Annotated in this window: 2 protein-coding genes; both read left to right on the top strand. The window is 66.8% G+C overall.

Features of this window, described 5'->3' with window-relative positions; all coding sequences use genetic code 11:
• A partial coding sequence (locus ACE5CZ_RS02625; RefSeq protein WP_374945809.1) for a DEAD/DEAH box helicase occupies positions 1-2,288 on the top strand: 2,288 nt, incomplete at its 5' end.
• 180 nt (positions 2,289-2,468) lie between these two features.
• A complete protein-coding gene (locus tag ACE5CZ_RS02620) occupies positions 2,469-3,374 on the top strand; it encodes a C40 family peptidase (RefSeq protein WP_374945808.1) in 906 nt (301 codons plus the stop codon).
• Positions 3,375-3,583: the final 209 nt, after the last annotated feature.

Genomic DNA, 3,583 nt, shown 5'->3' with positions numbered 1-3,583 from the left:
TCGTCTTCGACAGTCCGTCGCACGTCATTCAGGTTCCCTCCGGCGAGAAGGCCGAGTTCTTCGACGACTACTACCCGCGCCTCCGCCGACTTCTCGCGGTGACGAGCACTGACGCGTCGGTCGATCTGCCCGAGCAGGCGAGGGCCACTCTCGTGCTCACCGCCACGTTCGAGCCGAAGGGCCGGCTGCGCATCTCATGGGGGTGGCGCTACGGTGGGGCGCAGCTGCTTCCCCTTCATTCCACCGGCGCCGACAGGGCGCTCCGCGACGATGCCGACGAAGATCGCATCCTGTCTCTGCTCTCGCACACCCTCATGGCGCGCGGCTGGGGCGGGGCAGACCCGAGCGTGGCGTTCGCCTCGAAGAACGTGTTCGACGGCATCGACGCTGCGCAGTTCGTGGTCGAGGTCATCGACCAGCTCGACGGCCGCGACGACGTGGTGGTCGAAACGGTGGGCACGCGCCCCGACTACGTCGAGCTCACCGAGACGCCCGAACTCACGGTGACGACCGTCGAGACCGACACGCGCGACTGGTTCGACCTCGGAATCATGGTCACGGTCGAGGGGCGCACGATTCCGTTCGGCCCGCTGTTCACCGCCCTGTCGAAGGGCAAGAAGAAGCTGAAGCTGATCGACAACAGCTACCTGGCGCTCGAACAGCCGGTGTTCGAGCGCCTTCTCGAGCTCATCGATGAGGCGCGCAGCCTGGCCGAGTGGCAGACCGACGCCCCCCGCATCAGCCGCTACCAGGCGAGCCTCTGGGCCGACTTCGAAGACCTGGCCGAAGAGACCGTCGAGGCGACGAGCTGGCGGGCGGCCGTGTCGGGGCTCAACGCGGCCGACGGGGTCGACGCCGTGGCCGTTCCCGCCTCGGTTCATGCCTCTTTGCGGCCCTACCAGGTCGACGGATTCTCGTGGCTGGTCTTTCTGCACGCGCACTCGCTGGGCGGCATCCTCGCCGACGACATGGGCCTCGGCAAGACCCTTCAGACGCTCGCGCTCGTCGCGCACGCCCGCGAACAGCCGGTCGCCGCGGGCATGGTTCGGCTGCCCTTCCTGGTCGTGGCGCCGACGTCGGTCGTGTCGAACTGGGTCGCCGAGGCGCAGCGGTTCACGCCCCACCTCGTCGTGCGCTCCGTCAGCGCCACCGAGGCCAAGAGCAAGAAGAGGGTGGCCGAGATCTCGGCCGGTGCCGACATCGTCGTCACCTCGTACGCGCTCTTTCGGCTCGACTTCGCGGCATACAACGCCGTCGACTGGGCCGGGCTCATCCTCGACGAGGCGCAGTTCGCCAAGAACCACACCTCGCGCATCCACCAGTGCGCCCGCGACCTGAAGGCCCCGTTCAAGCTGGCAATCACCGGAACCCCGATGGAGAACAATCTCCTCGAGCTGTGGGCGCTCTTCGCCATAACCGCTCCGGGGCTGTTCGCCTCGAGCCGCAGATTCACCGAAGACTACGTGCGGCCCATCGACCGCGGCGAGAACCCGCAGCTGATCGCGCGGCTGCGCCGTCGCATCCGGCCTCTGATGATGAGGCGCACGAAGCAGCTGGTCGCGCCCGAGCTGCCCGCCAAGCAGGAGCAGGAACTGCACGTCGAACTCGCGCCGAGTCATCGCAAGCTCTACGACGTGGTGCTGCAGCGCGAGCGGCAGAAGCTGCTCGGCCTCATCGACGACCTCGACAAGAACCGCTTCATCGTGTTCCGCTCGATCACGCTGCTGCGCATGCTCAGCCTCGACGCGTCGCTGATCGACGACACGTACGCGAGCATTCCGTCGGCCAAACTCGACTCGCTCATGGAACAGCTCGACGACGTGGTGGCCGAAGGGCATCGCGCGCTCGTCTTCAGCCAGTTCACGACTTTTCTGCAGAAGGCCGCGGCACGGCTCGACGCGCTCGGAGTGCCCTACGAATACCTCGACGGCTCGTCGCGCAGGCGAAAAGACATCATCGACCGCTTCAAGCAGGGCGAAGCGCCGGTCTTTCTGATCAGCCTCAAGGCGGGCGGATTCGGGCTCAACCTCACCGAGGCCGACTACGTCTTTCTGCTCGACCCGTGGTGGAATCCCGCATCCGAAACGCAGGCCATCGACCGCACGCACCGCATCGGTCAGACCAAGAACGTGATGGTCTATCGGCTGGTCGCCGAGGGCACCATCGAAGAGAAGGTCATGGCGCTCAAGGCCAAGAAGGCCGAGCTCACCGATGCGGTGCTCGACGACGAGGCCGCCTTCAGCCAGGCGCTCACGGCAGACGACATCAGGGGTCTGCTCGAGAGCTAGGGCTGTGTCCCGTGTGAGCGCACCTCACCTTTGCCAGCTTGCACTCAGGGCGCACCTGTACCGTCGCCCGGGTTGGAGTGAGCTCGGACGTCGCGCGCGATGCCAGGTGATTCCGCACCGGGGAACCCGAACACCTGCCCGAAGCTCGACTGCTCTACAGATTCCTGAGGTACCGAACGCATGAGTGGACGTCACTCGGCAGAATCCGCAGCCCTCCTACCCAGAGAGTTGCACCGCCCCACGGGGCAGCACCGCACGACTTTCCAGGCCCCGACACGAGCAGCCCTCGCGGCAGCAGCTCGCGAGTCGCGCACTTACACGCCGTCGGCCCGTCGGTCGACGAGCCGCGGCATCCGCAACCTCGCGCGAGCCGGCGTCTTCATCGTCGCGGCCGGCATGGCCAGCGTCACCGCCCTGCCCGCCTACGCGATGATGCCCACGGGCACCAACCCCGTAGCGACCACCGTCAACGCCGGCCAGACCTTCGTCGACGAGGCCGCAGCTCCACCCACGCAGACCCTCGACGTCGACGCCGACTCACAGGTCGCGGCCCTCTCCGCCACGCGCGACTCCTATGCGTCTACAGACATGAGTGTCATCCAGGCCGCACGCGACGCCGAGGCCGCCGCGGCCCAGGCTGCCGCAGACGCGATCGCCGCAGCAGCGGCAGCCGTCGAGACCGCGTCGACCTCCTCGTCGTCGTCGTCATCATCCACACCCAGAACGTTCGCTGCTCCGCAGGGCGGGTACAGCGGTGAGGCCGTCGTGGCCTACGCCGAGCAGTTCGTGGGCGTCGTGCCCTATGGTTGGGGCGCAAACCCCAACGACAGCTTCGGATGCGACGGGCTGACCCAGTATGTCTACGGCCAGTTCGGCATCTCCCTGCCCCGCGGTGTCGACCACCAGTCGGCTCTTGCCACGCAGATCTCCAAGGGCGAAGCCGTGGCCGGCGACCTCGTCGTGTGGCCGGGCGAGCACATCGGCATCTATGACGGAGCGGGTGGCGTGATCCACTCCCCCGACTTCGGCCGCTTCGTCGAGCACGCACACAATCTCTGGGGCAGCCCGGTCTACTACCGCCTGTAGCGGGTCGTTTCTGCGCTGACCGTTTTTCGAGTCGAGCGCGCCGTTGGCGGGCGGGCGCCCCGTCGACTTCGCTTCGTCGACGAGCGCGCGTCTGCCCGCTGAACGCGCGCTCAGTTGTGGCCTAACGGCTGACGTCCTCCGAGTGATAACATTTGGAATCGAATCTTTATGGATTCGATCACCGCAACGGCGCGGGGAATGCCAGACTT

This window comes from Agreia sp. (assembly GCF_964263775.1).
Lineage (GTDB): Bacteria > Actinomycetota > Actinomycetes > Actinomycetales > Microbacteriaceae > Agreia.
The sequence above is the reverse complement of the archived record's forward strand: the minus strand, read 5'-3'. Positions and strand labels throughout refer to the sequence as shown.